This is a genomic window from Streptosporangium sp. NPDC049046, assembly GCF_040649155.1.
In the GTDB taxonomy this organism is placed as follows: Bacteria; Actinomycetota; Actinomycetes; order Streptosporangiales; family Streptosporangiaceae; genus Streptosporangium.
On sequence record NZ_JBEZEZ010000030.1, the window covers coordinates 69,395 to 93,118 of the forward strand.

General features: G+C 68.5%; 18 protein-coding genes and 2 tRNA genes. 11 read left to right on the top strand and 9 right to left on the bottom strand.

Annotated elements, in window-relative coordinates; all coding sequences use genetic code 11:
* Window positions 1–4: 4 nt before the first annotated feature.
* The 6 genes from AB0B96_RS32825 to AB0B96_RS32850 form a co-directional block, all read right to left on the bottom strand.
* Entirely contained in the window at window positions 5–1,765 is a 1,761-nt protein-coding gene (locus AB0B96_RS32825; RefSeq protein WP_362905029.1) for a hypothetical protein, read from the bottom strand.
* Complete coding sequence (locus AB0B96_RS32830; RefSeq protein WP_362905031.1) at window positions 1,762–2,697, bottom strand: AAA family ATPase; 936 nt, start codon at window positions 2,695–2,697, stop codon at window positions 1,762–1,764. Before AB0B96_RS32830 ends, AB0B96_RS32825 begins: the two co-directional genes overlap by 4 nt.
* Complete coding sequence (locus tag AB0B96_RS32835; RefSeq protein ID WP_362905084.1) at window positions 2,694–3,128, bottom strand: CU044_2847 family protein; 435 nt, start codon at window positions 3,126–3,128, stop codon at window positions 2,694–2,696. Before AB0B96_RS32835 ends, AB0B96_RS32830 begins: the two co-directional genes overlap by 4 nt.
* A gap of 743 nt (window positions 3,129–3,871) precedes the next feature.
* A tRNA-Gln gene (locus tag AB0B96_RS32840) sits at window positions 3,872–3,943 on the bottom strand.
* Window positions 3,944–3,964: 21 nt separating this feature from the next.
* Window positions 3,965–4,037 (bottom strand) — tRNA-Lys (locus tag AB0B96_RS32845).
* Window positions 4,038–4,177: 140 nt separating this feature from the next.
* Window positions 4,178–5,599, bottom strand: a complete 1,422-nt coding sequence (locus AB0B96_RS32850; RefSeq protein WP_362905033.1) for a hypothetical protein — start codon at window positions 5,597–5,599, stop codon at window positions 4,178–4,180.
* A gap of 254 nt (window positions 5,600–5,853) precedes the next feature.
* On the opposite strand from AB0B96_RS32850, the gene AB0B96_RS32855 reads away from it, so the two are divergent.
* Both AB0B96_RS32855 and AB0B96_RS32860 read left to right on the top strand, forming a co-directional pair.
* Entirely contained in the window at window positions 5,854–6,543 is a 690-nt protein-coding gene (locus AB0B96_RS32855; RefSeq protein WP_362905035.1) for a ThuA domain-containing protein, read from the top strand.
* Between the two features lie 293 nt (window positions 6,544–6,836).
* Window positions 6,837–9,974 (top strand): M14 family zinc carboxypeptidase, encoded by a 3,138-nt coding sequence (locus tag AB0B96_RS32860; RefSeq protein ID WP_362905037.1) that lies wholly within the window; start codon window positions 6,837–6,839, stop codon window positions 9,972–9,974.
* A 322-nt stretch (window positions 9,975–10,296) separates the two neighbouring features.
* Here AB0B96_RS32860 and AB0B96_RS32865 read toward each other — a convergent pair whose 3' ends face one another.
* Complete coding sequence (locus tag AB0B96_RS32865; protein WP_362905039.1) at window positions 10,297–10,440, bottom strand: hypothetical protein; 144 nt, start codon at window positions 10,438–10,440, stop codon at window positions 10,297–10,299.
* An 878-nt stretch (window positions 10,441–11,318) separates the two neighbouring features.
* Here AB0B96_RS32865 and AB0B96_RS32870 point away from each other — a divergent pair.
* Complete coding sequence (locus AB0B96_RS32870) at window positions 11,319–12,977, top strand: endonuclease/exonuclease/phosphatase family protein (protein WP_362905041.1); 1,659 nt, start codon at window positions 11,319–11,321, stop codon at window positions 12,975–12,977.
* A 288-nt stretch (window positions 12,978–13,265) separates the two neighbouring features.
* A complete protein-coding gene (locus AB0B96_RS32875; protein ID WP_362905043.1) occupies window positions 13,266–14,915 on the top strand; it encodes a serine/threonine-protein kinase in 1,650 nt (549 codons plus the stop codon).
* A gap of 46 nt (window positions 14,916–14,961) precedes the next feature.
* Here the strand turns inward: AB0B96_RS32875 and AB0B96_RS32880 are convergent, their stop codons facing one another.
* Together AB0B96_RS32880 and AB0B96_RS32885 are read right to left on the bottom strand one after the other, a co-directional pair.
* Complete coding sequence (locus tag AB0B96_RS32880; RefSeq protein ID WP_362905045.1) at window positions 14,962–15,762, bottom strand: MerR family transcriptional regulator; 801 nt, start codon at window positions 15,760–15,762, stop codon at window positions 14,962–14,964.
* 2 nt (window positions 15,763–15,764) lie between these two features.
* On the bottom strand, window positions 15,765–17,018 hold the full coding sequence (locus tag AB0B96_RS32885) for an MFS transporter (protein WP_362905047.1): 1,254 nt from the start codon (window positions 17,016–17,018) through the stop codon (window positions 15,765–15,767).
* Window positions 17,019–17,537: 519 nt separating this feature from the next.
* Between AB0B96_RS32885 and AB0B96_RS32890 the strand changes: the two genes are divergently transcribed.
* The 7 genes from AB0B96_RS32890 (at window position 17,538) to AB0B96_RS32920 (ending at window position 23,497) form a co-directional block, all read left to right on the top strand.
* Window positions 17,538–18,674: a TIM barrel protein gene (locus AB0B96_RS32890; protein WP_362905049.1), complete on the top strand. Its 1,137-nt coding sequence runs from the start codon at window positions 17,538–17,540 to the stop codon at window positions 18,672–18,674.
* A gap of 173 nt (window positions 18,675–18,847) precedes the next feature.
* Window positions 18,848–19,759, top strand: coding sequence for an NADP-dependent oxidoreductase (locus tag AB0B96_RS32895; RefSeq protein ID WP_362905051.1), 912 nt, complete (start codon window positions 18,848–18,850; stop codon window positions 19,757–19,759).
* A 120-nt stretch (window positions 19,760–19,879) separates the two neighbouring features.
* Window positions 19,880–20,746 (top strand): lytic polysaccharide monooxygenase, encoded by an 867-nt coding sequence (locus tag AB0B96_RS32900; protein WP_362905053.1) that lies wholly within the window; start codon window positions 19,880–19,882, stop codon window positions 20,744–20,746.
* A gap of 113 nt (window positions 20,747–20,859) precedes the next feature.
* Window positions 20,860–21,654: a DUF305 domain-containing protein gene (locus AB0B96_RS32905; RefSeq protein WP_362905055.1), complete on the top strand. Its 795-nt coding sequence runs from the start codon at window positions 20,860–20,862 to the stop codon at window positions 21,652–21,654.
* 89 nt (window positions 21,655–21,743) lie between these two features.
* Window positions 21,744–22,580, top strand: a complete 837-nt coding sequence (locus tag AB0B96_RS32910) for a MetQ/NlpA family ABC transporter substrate-binding protein (RefSeq protein WP_362905057.1) — start codon at window positions 21,744–21,746, stop codon at window positions 22,578–22,580.
* Between the two features lie 271 nt (window positions 22,581–22,851).
* On the top strand, window positions 22,852–23,118 hold the full coding sequence (locus AB0B96_RS32915) for a DUF6458 family protein (protein ID WP_350944916.1): 267 nt from the start codon (window positions 22,852–22,854) through the stop codon (window positions 23,116–23,118).
* A gap of 127 nt (window positions 23,119–23,245) precedes the next feature.
* Entirely contained in the window at window positions 23,246–23,497 is a 252-nt protein-coding gene (locus tag AB0B96_RS32920) for a DUF4235 domain-containing protein (protein ID WP_350944918.1), read from the top strand.
* Window positions 23,498–23,724: the final 227 nt, after the last annotated feature.

The following is a 23,724-nucleotide window of genomic DNA, read 5'->3' on the forward strand; positions in this document are numbered from 1 at the left end:
CCGCTCACCGGGGTTCACCGCCGTGCTGGAGCCGGGCACCGCAGGCCTCGGCCAGCGCGCGTGTCAGGGTGGCGCCCGGCCGGGGCCCGGGATCGAGGACGACGGCGTGGATCCGTTTCATCCTGCTCAGTTCTCGTGCCATCGCCAGCGCGTCCTCCACTCCCTCCCTGCCGACGAGATCGGGCAGCTCACCCGTCGCGCTCGCGCGCAACGGGATGTTGCCGCGCCCGTCGGTGACGATGACGAGCAGCACGTCGTCGGCGGGCACCCTCCCCAGGTGGAGCCGGTGGCGCAACGTCTCGACGGCGAGGTCGAGCCCGTGCGCGAGCGGGGTGCAGCGGCCGACGGGCCGTTCCAGGGCCCGTACGACCCGCGGGTCGAGCAGGCTGGACGCGCTGAACCGCTGGGCGCGGAGCTCGTTGGCGACGCCCGCGGCGCCGACCTCGATCACGCAGACGGCCGCCCTGCCGGTATAGGCCCACTGCAGATAGGGGGCGAGGGCGTCGAGCCAGTTCCAGCCCGCCCTGCACGTGTGGTCGAGGACGAGGACGAGGAGCCTGGCCGGGTCGGCGCCTCGGCGATGGACCCTCAGATCCGGTGGGATCAGGTGCAGGGGATGCGGGGGGCGCGAGTAGTGATCCTCGCACCGCCGGGCCTGCAGGGGAGCGGCGCCGAGGATGGTGGCGACGATCGCCAGGTCGCCGAAGGCGCCGGGGCGCGATCCGATGGACCTGCCGTGGCTCGGCCGTGAGGAGGAGTGCCGCGTCGCCTGGGAGCGAAGCGACCCCGGATCCCGTTCCGGCTCGATGTCGTCCTCCGGGTAGGGGCCGCCGAGGTCGGCGGGCGGGGCGGGGCCCGGAGCGAGCGGCTCGGCGGGAGCCGGGGAGACGACGTCGAACCCGTCCGTTCGCGCCCGCGGGGACCGCTCCTCCCTGTCGCGCCGCCGTCCGGCCCCTCCGCCTCCCACGGTGGCGTCCCCTTCCTGAACGCCACCGCCGGGGCCGGAGTCGTCGCCGTGACCCCGGCCGCGTGGTGGAGGGAGACGCAGGAGTGACACCGCTCGCTCGACGTCGGCGTCCGTGGTCCGCGCACGGCCGTCGAGGGTCGCCAGCGCCCGGCCGATCCTGGCGAGGGCGAGGTCTCGGCGCGCACCGGCCGTGCCTGTCGCGGTACGGCCGACGATTCCTGTGACCACCTCGTCGGGTACGGTCGCCGGTCGGCCCCCGGCCAGCGCGCGACGCCACTCCTCCGACGGGGGGTCCAGGTCCGCGGAGAGTCCTGAGGCGTCGATGCGCAGCGGGAAGCGGTCGAGCAGATGCGGAGGGATCCGGCCGATGTCGGCGCGGGCGCAGACGGCCACCCACCGGCTTCGCGGTGCCCAGGTCACGCCGAGCCCTTCGCGCTCCAGGTGGGCCACGTCGGTGTCCAGGAGGGTGAGCGCGGCCCGCTGCCCGGTGAGCGAGAGCTTCGCGAGATCGGAGACGAGGACGGTGAGAGGAGGAGCACCGGGCCTGTCGACCAGGGGACCGGGGGAGACGCCGAACGTGGGCCCGGAGGACAGGCCGATCCACGCGCTGTCCGCGACGGCCGACGCTCCCAGCACGTACGGGTGGGGGTTTCCGAGGAGTGAGCCGAGCCACTGCCCGATGTCGAGCAGCAGGGCGGGCTCAAGGTCGAACAGGAGCACCCCGCGAAGCCGTGGATCGAGCGCGGCGCACGCCAGGGCGTACCTCACTCGCGACGCGGTCGGCATGGCCATGGTCACCCCAAGATGATCGTGTCCAGCTGGTCTCGCTCCTTGGCGGTCCACTTGATCGACTCTCCGTACACCGCCTCGGGAAGGCGGTGCGCGAGGGCGAACTCGGCGACGGCGCGGACGTCGTCGGACGTGACGGTGCCGTGTCCGTCCAGCGCCGCTCGCGCTCTGGCGGCGAGTGCCATCACCTTCTCGCCGCGGTGTCCGGCCACCTCGAACTTCGCCGAGATCCGGGAGCAGAGGCCGAGGATCTCGTCCGGCATCTTCACCTCTCCCACCCTCGCCCTGGCACGGTTGAGCCGCTTTCTTATCTCCCGATCCTGTCTGGCGCCGTTCTCCAGCCACGAGGAGTCCGACTTGGTGATCTCCTCCTCGAACCGCAGGACCGTGCGGAGGATCTCGTGCCGCTGCTCGGCCGCCGTCTCGGCACTCACGGGCACCAGCAGGCCGAACCGGTCGAGAAGCTGCGGGCGCAACCACCCCTCCTCCGGATTCATGGTGCCGACCAGGGTGAACCTGACGGGGATCGTCGGCCGGTCGAGCCCTTCCCGGTGGACCACGAGCACGTTGGTCGAGGTGACGTCCAGGATGATGTTGACCAGGTGGTCGTCGAGGAGGTTGACCTCGTCGATGTAGAGGAGGCCCTGTTTGTCGGCGGCCTCCAGCAGGCCCGGCTGCCGCTCGGTCCTGCCCGTCATCAGCGCGTCGATGCTCCAGCCGCCCAGCACGCGGTCTTCGGTGGCGTTGATGGGCAGCGTGACCGGAAGCTCGCCGTAGGCCATCAGGCTGAAGGACCGCACCGTGGTCGACTTCGCCGTGCCGCGCTCGCCGCTGAGCAGCACACCGCCGATGCCCGGGGCGACGAAGGCGAGCTCCAGGCATCGGAGCAGGTCGGCCTGTCCGACGACGTGGCTGTAGGGCAGAATCCGCACCTTGGTCATGGAGCCGGCTTCCTCCAGCGCAGCGTCACCATGATCTGTGCCCCCGAGCTCAACTCCACGATCTTCGCGCCGACCTTGCCGTCGACCTTCACGGCGAGCTGCATCTCGAACTCGTCGGGACGGGCCTTCTCCTCCATGGCCTCGATCTGGTTGCGCGCCTCGTGGGCGCAGTTCGCCACCATCTGAAGTGCCTCGCTGAACAGGTGGCGGCTGATTTCCAAGGGCTTTTCCAGTGCCCCCCGGGTGTCGTCGTCGTAGATCGAGGCGTGGTCGTTCGTCTCGAATTCGTCGAGCTCTATGTTGATGACCCCGTGACCGGAGGCATTCGGAGCCGCCACCACAACCATGAAACCTCGCAGGAGATCGATGTTGTTCGTTGTGCCGCCTGACAGGTCACTGATTCTGCCGTAGATACCGGCGTGCGTCACCATATCCACTGATGTGCTTTCTTTGGAATACGGCTCGGTTGATTCTCCCGCCGTCGGTCCTTCGGATGAGATGTCTCGATTCCGGCGGGTGAGGGCAGGGCTTTTGTGTCGTCGCAGGTCGTGGAGGTGTTCGCTCCCTCGGGGAGTCGACCGTCCCGCCGTGGTCGGATCCGGTGGACCGGCCGCGTTTCGCGGCCCTCGCGCGTGCCGGAGGGTCGCCGATGTGAAGCCGTGTCAGTGCGAGGTCGCGAAGATCTGTGAGGCGATTTAGGTAGAATGGTATGAAATATCATTCTAATTCTGGTTCGGTGCTGAAGGGAGGGGAACGGGGGTCCGGCGTCCATCTCCGATCCTGCGCCGACGCGTGACCGGAAAGTCGCCACCGCCTCGTCGCCGTATGACCGGAAATCTCGCGAAGGCGCCGTCGACGCGCGGCCGGAAAGGCCGCCTCGATTCGGCGGATGTGCGACGGGAAAGCCTGACCCGGCCGGATCCGCCTTTTCTGGAATCCTGTTCTTTCGCGGCAGGATCTGTCATTCGTCGAGTGGTGCCGTGAGGTTCGACCCGTGTTCCCACGGTGCGCGGTAAGGAGGGGACCCGGTCGGCTCCTGGCTCACCTGCGAGAAGAAGTCCGGTCTCGGCGGTGGGGATCGCGTGAAGACCCGCTCGTCCACCACTTCGCCGGAGGCGATCTCTGTCCGGTGGAGGGGGCGACACGATCGGTGCCCGGAGCGTTCGGTGGAAGGCCTCGTCGGCCGGGCTCGAACCGGCGTCCACCCGGTCCAGAGCCGGGCGCTCTACCACTGAGCTACAACGAGGCGATATCCCACCGTGTACGGCACCGCCGGCCGGGCTCGAACCGGCGTCCACCCGGATGAAGAGCCAGGCGCTCTACCACTGAGCTACAGCGGGCCGCGCCTCAGTATGACCGTTGCCACCTGGCGGACGCCACCGGTATTCCGGCATATCGGTGGCGCCGACGGGCCCGCACCGGCGCTCACCCGATCCGAAGCCCGGCGGCGCCACCGCTGACCCTCAGCGGGGTGACCGGCCTATTTCTCCGGGAGGTCCGCGGCGGGCAGATCACCGACCACGACTCCGGAGGCCAGTCCGTGGCGGGCGTCGGCGGCCAGCTCGGGCTTCACGCTCCTGCCGCTGAACACCCCGGCACGCCGCAGCAGGGCCGCCCACACCGGATCGGCGACGGTCACCCCGTGCACCAGTTCGGGCGTCGGCCGAAACACCGCGACGCCACGTCGAGCCGCGGGCGCGGTCCACCCCGTCTGCTCCGGGTCCAGCCCGGCCGCATGGCAGGCCGCCTCCACGGTGACCCGCGGGCAGGCCGCGGTGCCGTCCAGCACCTCCCAGGGCAGCGGCAGCGCCGCCCACACCGCGGTGTCGGGATCGACGTCGCCGCCGGTCTCGCGATGCCAGGCGGCCAGATCGGCGGCCATCAGGCGCATCACCTTGCCGGGACAGGCCACTTCCAGCAGTTCCAACGCGTCCAGCGACGCCAGGCAGGACAACCAGGCGGCCCGGGCCGCGTTGTAGGCGACCGCCAGGTTGTTCCACGTGGTGGAGTCGTCCCCGCGCCGTACGAGCATCGTGGTGCGGTCGGTGCCGGGGTTCCAGCAGGCGCGTAGCACATCGGCGCTGTGCCGCATGACGGCCGACCACTGACCCAGCAGCCGTCCACGCTCCTCGTCGGTCAGGCGTCCAAGGATGTCGGGAGTCGTGCGTACCTGGGCGATCATCCACCAGTCGCTCCGGTCCGCGCACCGGTCGAGCAGCATCGACGCGATCTCGTCGAACGGATTGTCCCGCCCGGACAGGCTGAACTTCCGGCGTGTTTTGCGACGCGCGGTGTAGTACGCCACGAAGCACGCGGCGTCGACGTCGGAGACGAACCGCTCCAGTGGGATGTCCGCGCCGAATCCCGTGACGCCCACCATGAGCAGACGCCGCTTGACCTGCTCGGTACCCAGCGTGCCCGCCTTGGCGGCGACCCGGCGCAGCACCCTGAACCGGCGGTTGTACTGCCGCTTGGACAGGTCCATGCCCGCGGCCTTCCGGGCGTCCCGGTTGAGCCGGTCGGCCAGGAAGTCACCGCGGTCCGGCGTCCACCGGATCTCGCGCCCCATGTTCGCCGCGAACTCCAGCAGCGACTCGGGAACGTCGGGGTCGACCTGCGCCGACCGCTCGAACAGACGGCTCGCCGCCGCGACCTGCCGGGTACCGCCGACCGGCCTCGCGTAATCGGTGGACATCGAGGAGAACCAGCCCTCGCGACGGGAGGAGTACCTGGCCGCGCGCTCCAACACCGTACGCTCACGCCGCGACAGCTGCCCGTCCAGTGCTGGCAGCACCAGATCGGCGACGTCCTCGGGCCGGTACCGCCGATCCAGCGAGTCGTGCAACTCGGCGAGGATCTCCCGGCGGGATCGGCCGCTGTCCTTGTCGTCGTGAAACGTCATGGAAGTCATGATCCCGGCTTCTCCGCCCTGGCTTCGACTGGTTTATCCGATCGCGGCCATCTGGCCCCGACCGGCGCCGGTGGGCCCCACCGAGGGGGATCCCGGCTCTCCGGCTCCGCCACGCGCGGGGGTACGGCACCCAGCGATCTACGCGATACAGCTACTTCCTATGAAAAATGGGGATTTAGGGTACGCAATACATCGCGGTGATCACCGCGATGATCGTCGTCACGATTGGTCTGGGTGCTCCGTTTATGACCGTTGATCCGGCATACGAGGTTCTGGTCTTCTCCAAGACGGCCGGGTTCCGGCACGACTCCATCCCGGCGGGCATCGCCGCGCTGGGCGAGCTCGCGACCGAGAACGGCTTCACCGTCGACGCCACCGAGGACGCCGGTGTCTTCACCGCCGAGAACCTCGCCCGATACCGGGCGGTCGTCTTCCTGATGACCACCGGCGACGTGCTCGACGCCGCGCAGAAGACGGCGTTCGAGTCGTACGTCGCGGACGGTGGCGGATACGTGGGCGTCCACTCCGCCGCCGACACCGAGTACGACTGGCCCTTCTACGGCGGCCTCGTCGGCGCCTACTTCTCCTCCCACCCCGAGATCCAGCAGGTGACCGTGCGGGTGGAGGACGGCGCGCACCCCTCGACGGCTCACCTGCCGACGACCTGGGTGCGCACCGACGAGCTGTACAACTACCGCACCAACCCGCGCTCCACCGTCCACGTGCTCGCCACGCTGGACGAGTCGACCTACTCCGGCGGGTCGATGGGAGACGACCACCCGATCGCCTGGTACAGGACGTACGAGGGCGGCCGGTCCTGGTACACCGGCCTCGGCCACACCATCGAGTCCTACAGTGAGCCGAACTTCCGCGCCCACCTGTACGGCGGGCTTCGCTACGCGGCCGGGGTCGCCACGGGCGACTTCGGGAGCTGACGGTTTCGCGGTTCCCCGCCAGGAGGGCCCCGGCCAGGTTCGCCCGGCCGGGACCCTCGCCGTCTTCATGGACCGTCTCCGGAGACGGTCCATGAAGACGGCTTCGGAGAGGGCTTCGGGAGCGTCTTCGAGGACTCGCACGCCGCGCGTCCCTCGCGATTCCGGAAGTCCCGGGCGCCTCCTGACCGGATCAGGTCAGCGCGGAATCATGGCGATGGTTGACGTTGACTCAGGTCCGACTATCCCCCAGATTTCGTGCATTCCTATCTTTCGGGGGATGTACGGAGGTCGCAATGAAACGTGCGAGATCGGTCGTTCTCGCAATCGCGGTCCTGCTTCTGGGCCTGATGGTGAGCACGCCCGCGGCGGCGGTACCCGATCCATCCGCCGACGGCGACGACGGAGTGAGCGTCTACGTCGGCGAGCTCACCCCGCAGCAGATGGACGAGCTGCTGAAGTCGGGTGTCGAGCGTGAGGAACTGCGGATCACCAGGTCCGCGAACGGGGAGAAGGTCAGCGTCGAGGCGATCCTCGGCGCGGCCCAGGCGGAGCAGCTCGGCAAGGCGGGCCTCGACCTGAAGGTCCAGCGGCCCGCGGCGGCGAGCAGGCAGGCGGCGAAGGGGGACGGCGTCTTCAAGCCGTACAGCGGCGCCGGCGGCATCCGCGAGCAGATCGTCAACGCGGCGAACGCCAAGCCGAACATCGCCAAGGTCGTCGACCTCGGCACCACGGTCAAGGGGCAGCCGCTCACCGCGATCAAGGTGACGAAGAACGCGCGGCAGCTCAAGGACGGGGCGCGCAAGGCCGTGCTCTACATGTCCGCCCAGCACGCCCGTGAGTGGATCACCCCGGAGATGAACCGCAGGCTCCTGCTCCACTACCTGAACGGCTACGGCACCAATCCCCAGATCACCCAGCTCGTCGACAACGTCGAGCTCTGGTTCATCCCCGTCTCCAACCCCGACGGCTACGACCACACCTTCACCGCGGGCAACCGCCTCTGGCGCAAGAACCTCCGCGACAACAACAACGACGGCCAGATCACCAGCGCCGACGGCGTCGACCTGAACCGTAACTTCGCCTACAAGTGGGGCTACGACAACGAGGGCTCCTCCGACAACCCGGCGAGCCAGACCTACCGGGGCCCGAGCGCGCAGTCGGAACCCGAGACCAAGGCCGTCGACAACCTCGCCAAGCGGGTCGACTTCACCTACATCCTCAACTACCACTCGGCCGCCCAGCTGCTGCTGTACGGCGTCGGCTGGCAGCAGGCGACCCCCTCTCCCGACGACCTCATCTTCGAGGCGCTGCTCGGTGACGACGCGACCCCGGCCGTACCCGGCTACGACCCCGACATCGGCGCCGAGCTCTACACGACCAACGGCGAGACCGACGGTCACATGACCAACAAGCACGACGCGCTCACGATCACACCGGAGATGAGCACCTGCGAGGTCGCGGTCGAGAGCGTCCCCGACGACGAGTGGACGCTCGCCGACTGCGCGGGCGGCTCGGGCTTCACCTTCCCCGACAGCGAGGCCCTGATCCAGGCGGAGTTCGCCAAGAACGTCCCGCTCGCGGTCAATCTCGCCAAGTCCGTGAAGACCCCCGACGCGCCGGTCTCCCCGGTGGGCCGCACGGTCCCCGACTTCCGGCCCGACAGCTTCACCGTCTCGTACGGTGACCCGCAGCCGGTGGCCGTCACCATGCGGAGGTCCCTGCTCACCAAGCAACTGCGCTTCCGTATCAACGGCGGCCCGGTGCGCCAGCGCGGCCTCAGCGAGTGGAAGGGCGGCGAGCGGTACGGCGACGAGAACAAGCTGTACTTCGCCGAGTACCGCTCCAAGGTGGAGGGCGCGAAACCGGGAGACAAGGTCGAGGTCTGGTTCACCGGCCACAAGCCCGGCGTCGGGACCGTGGAGAGCGAACACTTCACGTACAAGCTGGAGAAGAAGTCCAAGGCCAAGGTCCTCATCGTGGCGAACGAGGACTACACGGGATTCAACCCCGACTACCCGGCGTCGGTGACCGCGCCGAAGTACGCGGCGCAGTACAGGCAGGCGCTGCAGACCGCCGGATACGCCTCGGAGACGTGGGACGTCGACGCCCAGGGCGTGCCGCACCACCTCGGGGTGCTCGGCCACTTCAAGGCGGTGGCCTGGTACCTCGGTGACGACCGGCTCGCGATGGACGCCCAGGACGTGGAGACCGAGACCCCGTTCGGCCCGCTTCCCGACATGGACGTCAAGCGCGAGCAGCAGGATCTGACCGTCTCCGTCCGCGACTACCTCAACGAGGGAGGCAAGCTGCTCTACACCGGGGAGACCGCGGGATACTTCGGCTTCTTCGGCACCAGCCTCGGCGGCATCTACTACGGCCTGGACGGCGCGCCGGACTCCGACTGCGTCATCACCACCCAGGACGGCTTCTTCGAGGAGTGCCTCATCCTCGCCGACGACTTCGCCCAGTACTACCTCGGTGTCTACGGCCGCAACCCGCGTGTCGGGCCGACCGGGTTCACCGGCACCGGTCCCGGGCTGAACGGCGCGAGCGGCACCTTCGGCGGCCCGGCGCTCGCCGACAACCCGCTGGACGAGGCGGGCAACCTGCAGGTGACCAGCAACACGCTGCCGCCCGCGAAGTTCCCCCAGTTCAAGAGCTGGGCCTCGGGCGACTACATCGGGGCGACCGGCCCGTTCGACCCGGTCGAGGGCGGCTGGTACGTGGCGGGCCCGCACACCGACGACGCGTACAAGAGGCTGACGCGCACGATCGACCTCGCGGCAGTCCCGGCCGCGCAGCAGCCCAAGCTGCAGTTCCAGCTCTCGTACGACACCGAGGAGGGCTACGACAACGTCATCGTCGAGGCGCACACGGTCGGCCAGGACGACTGGACCACCCTGCCCGACCTCAACGGCCGAACCAGCACCGACGTCCCCGCCCAGTGCGAGGTCGGCTTCCTGCTGGACGAGCACCCGTGGCTGCTGCGCTACCTAACCCCGGGCAACCCCTGCACGCCGACCGGGACGAGTGGTTCCTGGAACGCCTTCACCGGTAGCTCCGGCGGCTGGCAGCAGGTCGCCTTCGACCTGTCCGCGTACGCGGGCAAGAAGGTCGAGGTGTCGGTCAGCTACGTGACCGACCCCGCCACCGGCGGCGCCGGCGTGTTCGTGGACGACACCAAGGTCACCACCGTCGGCGGCCAGCTCGCCGCCGAGGGCTTCGAGTCCGGTCTCGGCGCCTGGGCGATCCCCGGACCGCCCCCGGGCAGCCCGACGGGCGCCGGTGACTTCGCCAGGGCACAGGCCGACAAGACGGCGGCCGTCTCGACGAAGGACACCGTCTTCCTCGGCTTCGGCCTGGAGCAGGTGGCCTCCCCGGCCGAGCGCGCCGCGACCATCAAGAAGATCATGAAGCACCTGATCGGCTAACCGGGCCGTCCCACCGGTAACGGCTATCCCCGGTTGACGGGCGCCCCCCGTCAACCGGACCCGACCGCGAGGCCGGGCGTCACCCCCGTGACGCCCGGCCTTCGCGCTTGAGTCACCGGACCCACAGTGGTCACAGCTGCAGGGCGGAAACCCGCCGAGCCCGGCATTACCGCCGATTTCCGGCCGATGGAAGAAGCCCGGCCACGCTGACGTCGTCCGCACAGCCGCGTTCACGGCGGTCCAGCCGGCCATGGACGTGAAAGCGGTCTGCCTGCCGTGTGGTGACCCGGTTGAGGACGGTGACCTGTCCCTGTTCCAGGTTCTAGGCCGGGGTCAGTGCGGCGCGCACCAGTGAATCGTAGGTGTCGGTCGTGCGCTCCAAGGCGATGCCGAGCGACCGCGCGAAGCCATCGAGCTCCTCCTGAACGGCGAGGATTCCGGCCGTTTCCCGGCCGATGAGACGCACACTCTGTGAGGAAACTCAACGCTTTTCGACCAGGATGGAAAAGGCTTTACAGTCTGGAGTTTGGCAATGTAGTTTCGTCATCGAGTTCGAATGAAAGTCGCGTTCGTATCAATACATCTGGAGCTCGCCTGATGGCTTTGGTTGGTCCAAGCGCCGACCGCGTGAGCATGACCCGCGCACCTTCCTCGTCTCGACCGCACAGCCATGCCCCGGCGCCGCCCGGCGCGACGGCCATCCGTCCCTGGCCGGGGCGGGCGACCGTCTCGCCCGATGGCGCTTCAGCGGCTCGCCGCGCCGGCCGGTCCGCGTCGCCCGAAGGCGCGAGTTCGAACCGACTTCCCGGGTGACGGACGCCCGGGCGTCACATCCTCGGCCAACGTACCCGCTGTCACCTGGAAAAACGACGCCGCGAAGGGGAAGCGTCGGCAGAAGACGTGGCATCGTCACCGGTGCTCCCGGACGTCGTGGGCGGTGCAGGTCACCGCCGCCGACATCCGTGACGGCTCGTCGGCACTCCCGCTCCGATCGCGAGTGGCAAGGCCGACGGCTCTCACCACCCCCTCAGTGTGGCACCGTCGCCGAACACGGCATCGACATCGACACCGACGTCGTTCTCCGCGTCCGCGCCGCCTGAGGATTCACCGCTCCGCATCGGTGCCGGATCGCCGAACGGAGCCTCAGCGGACTGATTTCCACCGTCTCATGCCCCGCAGCTACGAGACCGTGACGGTCCGCCGCGAATCATGCGCTTTATCGACTTCGTGATTCGCCGACTCAGCATGAACTCACCTCGACCTCGCGAGGAATCCGAAAGAGGTATTCGAGTGTTACGAAGGATTGTCACGATTATCGTCTCGGCGCTCTTCACCGTGGTGCCGATGGCGGTCGTGTCGCCGGTCGCACCGGCCGCGGCGCAATCCCAGGACAGGGTCATCATCTCGGGAGACTGGGACGGTGACGGTACGGACACGTACGGCATCGTGGACACCTCCACGAACCCGATGACGTGGTACCTGACGGACCGATACGACAACTTCTGGGTCGACAACCTCGTCCCCGACACCGTCTTCACCTACGGCGCCAGTGGCGCGACACCGATCGTAGGCGACTGGAACAACGACGACATCGACACCCCGGGGGTCTTCGTACGCACCGGCGGAACGCCGTCGTGGCAACTGCGCAACAGCAATTCATCGGGGTCCGCCAACGTGACCTTCGGCTACGGTGCGGCCTCGGACACCCAGCCCTTGGTCGGAGACTGGGACAAGGACGGCGACGACACCCCGGGCCTGTTCCGGCCGGGCAGTCCCAACACGTACCTGCTGCGCAACAACAACACCGCCGGGAGCGCCGACCTCACCTTCACCTACAGCAGCGGTACGGGCAAGCCCATCGCGGGCGACTGGAACAACGACGGCCGCGACACCATCGGATTCATCAACACCGCCACCAGTCCCTTCACCTGGCAGCTGCGCAACACCAACAACGCCGGATCGGCCAATGTGACGTTCACCTACGGCAGCGGCAGCGCGTCGTCGGTGTTCTTCGCCACGGGTGACTGGGACGGCAACGGCTCCGACACCCCCGCGGTCGCGCTGCCCCTGACCAACGGCCCCTTCCAGTGGCATCTGCGTAACAGCAACACCAGCGGCGTCGCCACCAGCGGCGTGCGCTTCAACCCCGTCACGCCGCTGAAGCTGATGCACTTCAACCTGTCCGGCGGCATCCTGAACAACGGCACCTACCCGATCATCGGGCGGATCGTGAGGGAGGTGCAGGCGCGCCGCCCCGACGTGATCTCGCTCAACGAGATCTGTGACCGTCAGTACGCGCACCTGGTGGACCAGTTGGCGGCGGCCGGATACGCGATGCAGGGCTACTTCCAGGAGTCCCGCACGTTCGTCCCCGACTGCATCGTCTTCCCCGACACCCGCAACGAGGCGGGGAACGCCATCCTGGTACGTGCCGAAGTGACCCAGCAGAAGGGCTACATGTTCACCAGTGACCACAAGCTGGAGGAGCGCGACCAGCCCGTGATCACGGAGGAACGCAGCGTCGCCTGCGTCGTGGCCAACTTCCCGCCGGCCAATCAGCCGGTGAAGGCCTGTTCGACACACCTGGCCGACGGCGACGCCTCCGGGGCGCAGGCCGAGACCCGGGAGTTGACCCGCGTGTTCGGCCCCGAGGCGAACTCCAGGCCGTTCATCCTGATGGGCGACCTCAACCTCACCCCGGACGACGCCGCGATCGGCACGCTCTACTACCCGGCAGGGAGCGGAAACTTCTGGGAGACCGACACCTACTGGAGCAGTTGCGTCGGCGAGGACGGGATGTGCGAACCCGTCAGGGGTGGCCGGCCCACGCGGGTCGGCGGCAACCGCAAGATCGACTACACCTTCCTCAGCCGTGACCACTTCAGCGTGCCGATCGACGGCGTCGACATCGTCGACGCCGGTAACTGCGACACCCATCCCTGCTCCGACCATCTGATCATTCACAGTTCCGTCGACCTGTACCTCCCGAGGAAGGCGCCCTGACCGGCTAACCGGGCCGTCCCACCAGTGGCAGGACCGTGAGGCCGGGCGTCACGCAAGTGACGCCCGGCCGGTTCAACGGCCAAGCGCATCCAGCCGACGTCGTTCACGCGACCGTGTTCGGCTTCGCCTCACCCTCCGGCCTGCCGGTCGCCCGCCGGGCGACCGGCTGGAAGACGATCACCTGATCGACCGTGGCGTTCTTCGATGAACTCCGGGTCGATCGATTTCGATCGTTCTGGCTGGATATCGTGTTCCGTCGGCAACGCGTGCGATCTAGGATCTTCCGCTGTGACGGCATACGGACTTCCTCCCGTGCTCGGTCTTGAACCCGCCGACCCGACCGTGCTCGGTCCCTATCGCATCGCCGGGCGCCTGGGCAGGGGTGGGATGGGGACGGTCTATCTCGCCGAGGGACCGTCAGGGCCGGTGGCCATCAAGGTGATCAACACGAATCTGGCCGCCGACCCGGAGTTCGTGGCGCGGTTCAAGAACGAGGTGGCCGCGGCGCGGAAGGTGAGCCGGTTCTGTACCGCTCCGGTCCTGGACGCCCGGCTGGAGGGTGAGCCGCTCTGGGTCGTGACGGAGTACGTCGCCGGGCCCGACCTCGCCCGTGTGCTGCGCGATCACGGCACGCTGAGCGGGGCCAACCTGGAGGCGCTCGCCGTTGGGGTGGCGCTCGCGCTCACCGCGATTCACGGTGCGGGGGTCATGCACCGAGACCTCAAACCGGCCAACGTGCTGCTGTCACCGCTGGGCCCCAGGGTGATCGACTTCGGTATCGCCCGTGCCCTGGACGCGAACGGTGGACAGACCTCGACGGGCCGTGTCATCGGTACTCCCGACTACATGGCTCCCGAGCGGTTCTCCGGAGGAACGTCAGGCCCGCCCGCCGACATCTTCGCCTGGGGGTGCGTGGTGGTCGCCGCCGCGACGGGGAGGTCTCCCTTCGCCGCACGGAACATGCCCGAGGCGCTCTACCGGGTCATGCACCACACCCCGGACCTGGAGGACCTCGAACAGGGCCTGCGTGATCTGGTGAAGGCCGCGCTCGACAAGGACCCGGAGGCCCGGCCGACCGCGCAGGACCTGCTGTCCGGCCTGGTCGGAAGGAACGACGCGGAGGACACCGCCAAGCTGGCGGACACGCTGCGGTTGAACCTCTTCGGCCTGCTCCCGCCGACCGTGCGGGTGACGGGCCCGGCGGAGCGGGAAGCGGGTCGGACGCCGTGGTTCCGGCGGCGTTCGGCGGTCGTGGGCGGTGCGGCGGCCGGAGCTCTCCTGTTGGCGGCGGGCACCGTGATCGGAATCCGCGCGCTCCCCCAGGGCCCGCCCGTGAGTACCGACGTGCTGTACCGGGACGACTTCGGCAACGACAAGTCCGGCTGGCCCAACGACGGGACACGGGTGGACACGCCCCGCGGCTACACCGGGGACGGCCGCTACACGCTGGCCACCGACTTCTCCAACAGCGACCGCTGGACCGATGCGCCTGTCAACGCGGAGCCTCCCGAGCGCGCGCTGGTCGCCGTCCGGATCGACATCGCCAAAGGCACGCCCTGGAACGCCTGGACCGGGGTCTCCTGCGACTACAAACTCGACGACGAGCACCTTCACTACTACACCCTGGAGATTCGTCCGGACGGGCGTGCGAGGATCCGCAAGAACACCAGCGTGACCGCGTGGGACATGACGCCCGATCTCCTCACGCCCGCCTTCTCCAAGGAGAAGGCGACGCTCCGGGCCGAGTGCTCCCGGGACGGGGACGAGGTGAGTCTGGCGCTCTGGGTGAACGACCGTCTCGTGGCCGAGGCCGTGGACGAGGACGCGGACGGGGCCAAAGGCAGACCCAGGTTCGGGCTCACCGTGGGAAAGCGGCCGGGGGATTCCACGGAGACCCGGGTGTACTTCGACGACTTCGAGATCGGTCGGCTTCCCTGAGACGGGTACGACTCCGTCGTACCACTACGAATATGTGGTCATGGATTCAGGTGACCGGGACGGTTATCGTCCGCGGCCCTTCGGCGCGTTTCGCGGCGCCGAACGTGATGTCCAACTCGGGGCTGCGGTCGAAGTGTTCGCCGATGAGTCGCATGGTGCGCCGCTGGGCGGGATTCATGTTCTCCGTTATGAGTGCTGTCAGTGCGTCGCTGTTCGTTCGCTCCCCAGCGCTGTCGGGGAAGGCCGGGAGCGCGTTGCCGTGGGTGGCGAGGAACACGCGGATCGCGGCGACCGCACGGTCGACGAGTGGGGCGATCTCGTGTTCCGAGGCGTCGGCGGGTAGCTCCTGGATCGCAGTGTTGACGTGGAGGAGGTCCTCAGGTGCGTCTTTCAGGGCCTTGACGAAGGTGAGCGTGTCCTCCTTCGTTATCAGGCGGGTGAGAAAGAGGGCGACGTTGCGTGAGGCGGGATCGTTGCCGAGTGCCTCCATCGCGAGGAGTGCCTCGGGAGACAGGTCAGGTGACACCCCGAGACCGATCAGCTCGTCGACCTCGGATCGAATGCGTTCGAGGTCGGCGATTCTGGTGTCGAGTTCCATGCGTAGTCCGCGCAGGGATTTCTGACCGTGCTCTTCGGAATCGAGCATCCGGGCGACGTCGTCGAGGAGGAAACCGAGGCCGGCGAGGCGGTTGATGCGCAGCGCGAGGACGAGGTGCCGGGCGGTGTACTGCTTGTAGCCGTTCGTGAGCCGTTCGGGTTCGGGCAGGAGCCCGATGTCGTGCCAGTGACGGATCGAGCGCAGCGTGACGCCGGCGAGGTCCGCGAGTTGCCTGGTGCTCCACGCCACGATCACCCCTCCTTCGCCTCCACCGCCACACCTATTGTGTCCAACGACCGGAACGCGGGGACGCACAGCGCGACCACGACGGTCACCACGATCACGACCGCGATCCCGATCCCCGCCGTCGCGAGCCCGAACCCGGAGGCGAACGCGGCGATGGGAGCCGAGGTGAGGGCAGGTGCCGCGAGCATGAGAGCGTTCTGCGCACCGAGGACACGTCCGCGCATCTCATCCGGAGTCGCCTCGATGGTCGCCACCCCCAGCACCGCGGACATGGGGCCGTTGGTCAGGCCGATGAACACGGCCGCGGCCAGCACCGTCCAGGGCGCCGCCATCATGCCGATCACGGTGAATCCGATGCCTGTGCCGACCATCCCGATCACGAACCAGGCGCGGCGCGACACCTTCCCCACGGTCGCCGCGTACACGCCCGCGCTGAGAAGACCACCGACCGCGATCCCGGTCGCCGCGAACCCGCTGAACTCCGGCAGGTTCTCGCTCGTGAAGTAGGCGGGCATGATCGTCGCCTGCAACGCCACGATCACCGCGACGAACACCGCCGACAGCAGGCTCGCGCCCAGCACCAGTCGGTGCCCGAGCAGGAACCGCCACCCGGTCGCCAGGTCGGTGAACACCCCGCGAACTCCCGTCCCCGCGGCGCGGACATCGGTCAGCGGGATCTCTCCCGCTCGGGACGACATCGCGAACGACAGCAACGCCGCGGCAAGGCTCATTCCGGCGGTGATGAACAACGCGGCGGCACTCACACCGAACAGCCACACCAGCAGCCCGCCCAGGCCGGGCCCGATCAGCATCAGCGCGCCCGCCAGCGACTCGCGGACACCTACCAGCCGGTCCAGCGCACCCGGCTTACCGCCGTCGAGGTGGACGAGGCGGGGAAGCAGCGTCTCCCGCGCCGTCATCCCCGGCATGTCCCCGAACGCGCCGATCACGCCCAGCACGATGAACCACGTCAGGTTCAACCCCCACAACGCGTCCACGACCGGGACCGCGGCGACCGACGCGGCGGACAACACGTCACTGACGATCGATACCGTCCGCCGGTTCACCCGGTCGACGACCACCCCGGTGAGCATTCCCACGACCGCGGCGACCGCGGCGGTCACCGACGCCAGGACGCCGGCGGCGAGGATGTCACCGGTCTTCGCGAGCACCAGCAACGGGAACAGGACGGACGCGACCCCGTTCCCCAGCAGGGAGAGACTGTACGACCCCAGATAAACCCAGGTGCTTCGACTCATGGACGCATCACAAACCATGCCGCTACGGCACAGTCAAGCCGGCGGCCGAAGGCGCCCGGTGAACACGAGTGAAGCCGTCCCGGCCGGTGAGGACGGGATGTGCGAACCCGTCAGGGGCGGCCGGCCCACACGGGGCGGCGGCGACCGCGTCGTGGACGCGCTTCGGCGCCGCGCGGGGAGGGAAGGATCCTGCGCACGCCGATGCGGGCTGAAAAGGTTTGTGCCGGGTGCGCGGGAGGTCGATCTCCGGACTTTTGCCTGGTCAAAAGGGGTGTTTTTGGTTGGCCTGAAAAGGGGTGAACTTCCCTCGGAGACTTATGTGGGAAGAGTCCGGACTTTCATTGACGAAGCGATATTTCGGCGTTAACAATTACTCACGGTGCGCGATAAGCGGCAGTGGTGCGTTCGGAGGCCCCCAGTGCCGGATGTCGGCATCGGTGGCACGCTGAAGCCCTCCAGACACCTCATTTTCGCTGTGACGTCGGTCAGCGCACGCGTCCTTCACACGAATGGATATGTGTGAATACTTTCCATGCCCACGATGACGACCAGGTCGAAGGCGGCGCCCTCGGGCGCAAGCTGGGACTGACCCGTCGACAGTTGTTCGCCGCGACCACGGGTATGGCCGCGGCGGCGGCCATCACCGCACTGCCGGGCAGGGCCTCGGCCGCCGCGGCCGCCCCCCTGATCCGCGACAGCAAGCGCGGCATCATCCTCTACACGGTCCGTGACGCCATCTCCCGCGACCCCAACACGACGACCCTGCCGTCGGGGTTCAAGGAGGTGTTCAAGGCGCTCAGCGACATCGGCTACGAGCGCATCGAGTTCGCCGGCCTCACGCAGCACGCCAACGCCGAGGGCGGGCAGAACCTGGAGAACATCGCCGGGGCGAAGCTGCTGCGCTCGTGGCTGGACGCCAACGGGCTGCGGGCCGAGGGCAACCACGGGTTCATCCCGGGGTCATGGCCGCTGACCCAGACGGATCTCGACCGGTTCAAGGTCAGCCTGGAGATCGCCAACATCCTCGGCATGGACCACATGGGCACCGGTAACGACCCCACCAACAGCAACTACAAGGCCGACTGGGACATCGCCGCCGAGAAGTGGAACATCCTCGGGGAGATCGCCCGGAACTCCGGCTACGTCAAGCTGTACACCCACAACCACGACGCCGCCTACAACTTCCTTCTCGACAGCGGACCGCTGGACGTGCAGGGCCGTCCGACGCGCTCCTCGGGGGTCAGGAAGCTGGAGTACTTCCTGGGCGTCACCGATCCCAAGTTCGTGAACCTGGAGATGGACATCTACTGGGCGCACGTCGCCCAGTACAAGTTCAAGACCTACACCGCCCCCGACGGCTCCGTCCAGACCAACGTTTTCAACCCTCTCGCTCTCGTCCAGGCGCAGGAGCGCCGGTATCCGCTGTTCCACGCCAAGGACGGAAAGATCAACACCGCGACCGCCAACGGCTACGACATGGTGCCCTTCGGTACGGGCGACATCGACTACACGACGTTCTTCCGGGGGCTGACCAGCCAGCACCACTACCCGATGTACGAGCAGGACACCGCTCCGGGTGGTACGGCGAACCCGGGCCAGTCGCTGCAGTTCGCCCAGATCAGTTATGACAACATGTCGGCCCTCACCACGGAGTGACCCCTCGGCGGTCCCGGAGGCCGGCCCCCTTCGAAGGGGGCCGGCCTCCGCGTCGGCCGGTATGACGCCCCATCGGTGCCCGGAGCGGGTGAGTTGACCTCGATCAAGCTTGAGGTTGCAGGCTGGGCGGCGACGTACGCGAGCGAAGGCGTACGCGAGCGAAGGGGAGTCCCATGAAGGCAGCCGCGTTTTTCGAGTTCGGCGGTCCCGAGGTGTTGCGGGCGGCGGAGTTTCCGACGCCCGAGGCGGGCGAGGGGCAGGTGCGGGTGCGCGTGCGGGCCGCGGGCGTGCAGCCGTTCGACCTCGCCATCCGGGAGGGATGGACCCCGCCGGGGGTGAGCGGTGAGCTGCCCCGGGTGCCGGGCAACGAGTTCGCCGGGGTGGTCGACCAGGTGGGCGAAGGGGTGGACGGCATCTCCGTAGGCGCCGAGGTCCTGGGCTTCAACCTGCTGAACTGCTACGCCGAGTACGTGGTCGTACCGGCGGAGAACGTCACGCCCAAGCCCGCGAACATGCCCTGGGAGGTGGCGGGCGGTTTCACCGCGGGGACCCAGACCGCCCACATCGCGCTGCGGCAGCTCGGGGTGGGGGAGGGGGACACGGTCCTGGTCCACGCCGCCGCGGGCGGGGTCGGTACCGCGGCGGTCCAGCTCGCCCGGCTCTGGGGAGCGGCCACGGTGATCGGCACGGCCCGCGAGGAGAACCACGACTACCTGCGCGCTCTCGGCGCGACCCCGGTCACGTACGGGGAGGGACTGCTGGAGCGGGTGCGCGCCCTCGCCCCCGGTGGGGTGGACCTGGTCGTGGACGGCGCGGGCGGCGAGGCGCTGGACGTCTCCCTGGAGTTGGTGAAGGCGGAGCGCATCGTCACGCTCGTCGAGCACGACAGGGCCGCGGAGCTGGGGGTGCAGCGGACCAGGGGGGTGCGGGAGGCGTCTCGCCTCGCCGAGCTCGCCGCCCTGTACGCCAAGGGCGACCTCGTCTTCCCCGTGCGCGGGACCTATCCGCTGGAGCGGGCCGCGGACGCCCACCGCGAGGTCGCCGGCAGGCACGGACAGGGCAAGGTCGTGCTGGTCACGGACTGATATCCACGTATCCCTGGCGTTGTGACCGAAATCCTTAGTAAGGTTTCTTGTTAATAACGTGCTATCCGTCGGCTCGTTGGACAGTTCTGCCTCCCATTTCTCTCTCCAGGAGGAGTCCACGTGCATCTGCGACACAAGGTGGCCACCGGTGCCGCCGCCGCGATCAGCGTAGGGTCCGTGCTCGCTCTGCTGCCGTCCACCGCGGCGGTCGCCCACGGCTCCATGTCGAACCCGCCCAGCCGGGCGTACGTCTGCAAGACGGAAGGCCCGGAGACCCCCAAGTCGGCGGCGTGCAAGGCGGCCGTCGCGGCCGGGGGCACCCAGGCCTTCTACGACTGGCACGAGGTGTCCCGGCTCGAAGCCGGTGGCAACCACCGCCAGATCATCCCCGACGGCGAGCTGTGCGGCGCCGGGCGTGACAAGTATCGCGGGCTCAACCTCGCCAGGGCCGACTGGCCCGCCACCTCGGTCTCCCCGGGGCCGCTCACGGTCACCTACCACGCGACCGCGCCGCACGCGAACAGCAACTTCGAGTTCTACATCACCAAGCAGAGCTGGAGTCCCACCCAGCCGCTGCGCTGGTCGGATCTGGAGCACATCAGGACCTTCAACAACCAGAACCCCACCCAGTTCACCAACTGGACGATCAACCTCCCGCAGCGGAGCGGCCGCCAGCTCATCTTCTCGATCTGGCAGCGTGTCGTGGGCAGTACCGAGGCCTTCTACACCTGTTCCGACGTGAACTTCGGCGGCAGTAACCCCACCCCCACATCGACTCCGACCCCGACGCCGACCCCCACGCGGCCGACCCCGACTCCGACGCCCACCCCGACGAGCCAGCCGGGCGGCACCTGGAAGGCGGGCACCGCCTACGCGGTGGGCGCGACGGTGACCTACGGCGGCGCGACCTACCAGTGCCTGCAGGCACACACCGCGCTGGCCGGTTGGGAGCCGCCGAACGTCCCCGCCCTGTGGCGACGACTCTGATCCGGTGAGATCCGGGCGGGGCGGTGATCACCGCCCCGCCCGGATCCGTCGTTCCTTCCGGGAATCCTCCCGAGAACTTTCCGGGAATCCTCCCGAGAACCGAGGAGTTCGTCTTGAAGCGTGCGGTCACAGTGGTCCCGGCGATCCCGGCGGCCTTGGCGGTTCCGGCGGTCTCGGCGGTGGTCCTGGGGGTCCTCCTGCTCTCCGGTTGCGGCGCCGACAGCATCCAGGAGCTCCGGGGAGGCCCCGCCGGTCACGGGGCACACGGCGCCGTCGGCGCTCCCGCCCGGCCAACATCCGCCCAGGGGACGCACGGCGACCCGGAACACGGCTCAGGCCCGGGTTCCGGAGAGGACTCGGCCCAGGGGGCTGATCACTCGGCGCGGGGCGCCGGTGCGGGAGTGCCCACGCCCTCGCCCGCCCCGCCCGTCGGGACCGCCGCCGGAGTCGCCTTCAACCCTCCCGACGTGATGTTCCTGCAGATGATGGTGCCCCACAACGCCCAGGGGGTACGGCTGGTGCGGTTGGTGCGCGAACGGCAGGTCCGTCCGGAGGTCAGGGAGCTCGCCGAGGCGATCGGCGTGACCCAGGAGCGGGAGTCGGTCTCGATGTCCGGCCTGCTGGACGCCTGGGGGCAGCCCGCGACCGCCGACGACGACGAGCACGCCGCCCACGGCGGGATGCCCGGGGTGAGCGAGGAGGAGGTGGCGGCGCTGACCGCCGCCCCGCCGGCCGAGTTCGAGCGGAGGTTCCTCGACATGTTGATCGCCCAGCAGGACGACGCCGCCCAGATGGCGAAGGTGGCGGTCGCGACCGGGCTGCACCCCGAGGTCACGAAGCTGGCCAGGCTCGTCGACGTCTCGCGTACGGCGCAGATCGCGCGGATGCTCGCCCTGCGCGGAGAGTAAAGATCTGCGCGGACCAGTAGGGATTTGTCCTTGCACTCCCTTTTGTGAGATATATTTCCTACTTGATGTGTAGGAATTTAGGGAGAGTCATGCGCAAGATCTTTGGGGTTGTGGCCGGATTGATCCTGGCCGGGACCCTGGCCGCGTGCGGGGGGACGTCCACCGACACGGCCCAGCCCGCCGGCGGCACACCGAACGCCGACGCGCCGCTCAAGGTCGGGGTCAACCCCGTGCCCCACGGCGAGGTGCTCAAGTACGTCAAGGACAACCTCGCCGCCAACGCCGGGCTGAATCTGGAGATCGTCGAGTTCACCGACTACGTCCAGCCCAACACCCAGCTCGACGAGGGCAACCTGGACGCGAACTACTTCCAGCACATCCCGTACCTGGAGGAGTTCTCCAAGGGCAAGGGCATCAAGCTCAGCTGGGTCGCCCCGGTGCACATCGAGCCGCTCGGCCTGTACTCCAAGAAGATCAAGAACGTCTCCGAGCTCGCTCAGGGCGCCCAGGTGGCGCTGCCCAACGACGCGAGCAACCTCGGTCGCTCGCTCAAGCTCCTGGCCGACAACGGCGTGATCACCCTCAAGGAGGGCGTGGGGGTGAAGGCGACCGAACGTGACGTCGCCGACAATCCCAAGGCACTGGAGTTCAAGCCCCTTGAGGCGGCCCAGCTGCCCCGTTCCCTGGAGGACGTGGACGCCGCGATCGTGAACGGCAACTACGCCCTGGAGGCCGGGCTGCAGCCCGCGACCGACTCCCTGATCCTGGAGAAGGGCGAGGGCAACCCGTACGCCAACGGCCTGGTCACCGTCCCGGCCAAGGTGGAGGACCCCCGGGTGAAGAAGCTCGCCGAACTCCTCACCGGCCCCGAGGTCAAGAAGTTCATCGAGGACAGGTACAAGGGCGCGGTGCTGCCCGCGGAGTAGGCCGTCCGGTGCCCGGCCTCGGGGGATCACCGTTCGCGCCCGCCCGCGGGGTGGACCGTCCGGGATCCCCACCGGGGAGTGCCGTCACCTTCCGCGCGATGCCCTCGGCCGCGCCCCCACCGTCGCGGGGGGCGCGGCCGAGTCTTTTCCGGGGCCTTCTACGCCTGTGACGACGCGTGGGAGGCCGACGTCCGCATTTACCGCCGCCAGGTGACGTTTGAGATTCGCACGGAGGATAGAGGAGGTGAGTTGGCTCGAAGGAGGAGATCCCATGACCATCGCAGGCGGCATCGTTCTCATAATGCTCGGCGCCATTCTCACGTGGGCGGTCGAATTCGACATCGCGGGCTTCGACATCAACATCGTCGGTGTCATCCTGATGATCGGCGGTCTCGCGTGGCTCCTGTTCGCCGTGTACCGGCTCAGCCTCGCCCGCCGGGCGGTGGCGGACACCACGGCCACCACGGTGATCGAGGACCCCGTCACCCACCGCCGCACCTACCAGGAGCGTCACTACAACGACCCTCCGGTGGTGTGAACCGCGGATCTCTCTCATAGGGGAGCCGCACCGTCAGCGGGTGTCGCCCGTCGTTCCGGATCCGTTATGGACTGGTTCGCATGGGTAGGCAGGCCGCTTCAGTGAACGCGAACGGAGGGCAGAGGACGTGAGCAGAGTCGTATCCCGCGGCGCGAGCGCCGTGAGCGGAATGCTCGGTGGCGCGATCGCCGGAGTCATCTTCAAGCAGGTCTGGAAGCTCGCGTCGGGCAAGGACGACGCCCCCCAGGCGACGTCGGACGAGTACGGCTGGGGCGAGATCCTCGTGGCGTCCGCCATCCAGGGCGCCATCTTCGGCGTGGTGAGGGCCGCGATCGACCGTTCCGCCGCCCGGAGCATCCACAGAGCCACCGGCAAGTGACTTTGTGAGGTGGCCGCCCTCACCCCTGGCGGCCGACCTCGTGCGGAGGCCCCCGATCCCGTCCGAGGGACCGGGGGCCTCCGCACGTCCGAAGCGTGTCCGGAGCGGTGTCCCGAACCGTGTCCCGCCTGTGTCCCGAGCCGCACTCCGAGCCATGTCCGGAGCCTTGCCCGGGGCGTGTTCGAAGCCGTTCGCGAAGTCACGTCCGAAGACGGACCGCAGGATCC

Excerpts from the sequence above, each read along its gene's own strand:
- AB0B96_RS32895 (WP_362905051.1), top strand. The coding sequence starts at position 18,848 with ATGAAGGCAGCCGCGTTTTTCGAGTTCGGCGGTCCCGAGGTGTTGCGG.
- AB0B96_RS32835 (WP_362905084.1), bottom strand. The coding sequence starts at position 3,128 with ATGGTGACGCACGCCGGTATCTACGGCAGAATCAGTGACCTGTCAGGC.
- AB0B96_RS32860 (WP_362905037.1), top strand. The coding sequence starts at position 6,837 with ATGAAACGTGCGAGATCGGTCGTTCTCGCAATCGCGGTCCTGCTTCTG.
- AB0B96_RS32910 (WP_362905057.1), top strand. The coding sequence starts at position 21,744 with ATGCGCAAGATCTTTGGGGTTGTGGCCGGATTGATCCTGGCCGGGACC.
- AB0B96_RS32830 (WP_362905031.1), bottom strand. The coding sequence starts at position 2,697 with ATGACCAAGGTGCGGATTCTGCCCTACAGCCACGTCGTCGGACAGGCC.
- AB0B96_RS32855 (WP_362905035.1), top strand. The coding sequence starts at position 5,854 with ATGACCGTTGATCCGGCATACGAGGTTCTGGTCTTCTCCAAGACGGCC.
- AB0B96_RS32850 (WP_362905033.1), bottom strand. The coding sequence starts at position 5,599 with ATGACGTTTCACGACGACAAGGACAGCGGCCGATCCCGCCGGGAGATC.
- AB0B96_RS32915 (WP_350944916.1), top strand. The coding sequence starts at position 22,852 with ATGACCATCGCAGGCGGCATCGTTCTCATAATGCTCGGCGCCATTCTC.
- AB0B96_RS32870 (WP_362905041.1), top strand. The coding sequence starts at position 11,319 with ATGGCGGTCGTGTCGCCGGTCGCACCGGCCGCGGCGCAATCCCAGGAC.
- AB0B96_RS32885 (WP_362905047.1), bottom strand. The coding sequence starts at position 17,018 with ATGAGTCGAAGCACCTGGGTTTATCTGGGGTCGTACAGTCTCTCCCTG.